The organism is Mycobacterium sp., assembly GCF_008709575.1.
GTDB lineage: Bacteria > Actinomycetota > Actinomycetes > Mycobacteriales > Mycobacteriaceae > Mycobacterium.
In genome coordinates, this window is sequence record NZ_VYIK01000205.1 from 1 (window position 1) to 984 (window position 984).

Annotated in this window: 1 protein-coding gene and 1 pseudogene; one reads left to right on the top strand and one right to left on the bottom strand. The window is 63.2% G+C overall.

Features of this window, described 5'->3' with window-relative positions:
* Positions 1–209: 209 nt before the first annotated feature.
* Complete coding sequence (locus F6Q13_RS17900) at positions 210–602, bottom strand: Hsp20/alpha crystallin family protein (RefSeq protein WP_293059424.1); 393 nt, start codon at positions 600–602, stop codon at positions 210–212.
* Between the two features lie 237 nt (positions 603–839).
* On the opposite strand from F6Q13_RS17900, the pseudogene F6Q13_RS20360 reads away from it, so the two are divergent.
* A pseudogene (locus F6Q13_RS20360) lies at positions 840–984 on the top strand (MFS transporter); the annotation flags it as partial.

The following is a 984-nucleotide window of genomic DNA, read 5'->3' on the forward strand; positions in this document are numbered from 1 at the left end:
TCGATTCCGAGGACGAAACCGGTCTGGACACCTCCTACGTCGCCGATGTCGCGACTCGCGAGGCCAACCCGGCCGACCTGATCGATCAGGCGATCGTCGTGGAAGTTCCGCGCGACGACTAAACCCTGCGAACCGGCACCGCGTCGTGCCTGAGATCAGTCGGCGCCGGGAATGTCAGGCAGCGGCTCGTCGTTGGGCACCACCACCGCTCAGGCGACGGCTTTCGGACGCTCCATCCCGGTGGTGATGGCGACCTTGTGGCGCTTGACCGACCGGGCAACCGGGATCACCAAGCGCAGCACCCCGTCGCTGTAGTCGGCCTTGATGTGATCGACGTCGACGTGCGCACCGAGGACCAGCTGCCTGGTGAACACTCCGTAGCGCCGTTCCGACACCACCGCGGCCGGGCCGAAATCGGGTTGCCGGCGTTCCGCACGCACCGTCAGCGCGTTGCCCTCGACCGTGACGTCCAGGGAGTCCGCCGTTGCGCCGGGCACATCCAACTCGACAACCAGCCGGTCGTCTTCGAACCTGGCGTCCATCGGTAAAACCGCGGGAAACGCCCCGTCGCCGGGCACCTGCCAGGTGAAACTGGCCAGCATGCTATCACCTCCTTAGTTCTTTGCTGATCGCAAGCTTCGTACCATACAACCTATGGTCAGCATCACATATTTCCTGTGTGGAATCGAACAAATTTTGCCCACGAGCTGGCACACAGCAGCCGGCCTGCCGGGTGTCAAAGCCCCCCGTAGCGCTGCTACATCTCTGTCAAAATCGTTGGTGAAAAACACTCGCGGATGACGTTGCGATGAGCGGCGACATACCTCACCATTGCAGCGATGACTCGTGATCGGGCCGCGCTGCAAGCGGTCAACTTTTTCATGGCTGACATGGAAGCCGGCATGGGGCCGTTCCTGGGCGTGTTGCTGGCCAGCCGTGGCTGGAGCACCGGCACCATCGGTGCGGTCATCACCTTGGGCGCCG

Coding starts and splice junctions, on each gene's coding strand:
- F6Q13_RS17900 (WP_293059424.1), bottom strand. CDS start 602: ATGCTGGCCAGTTTCACCTGGCAGGTGCCCGGCGACGGGGCGTTTCCC.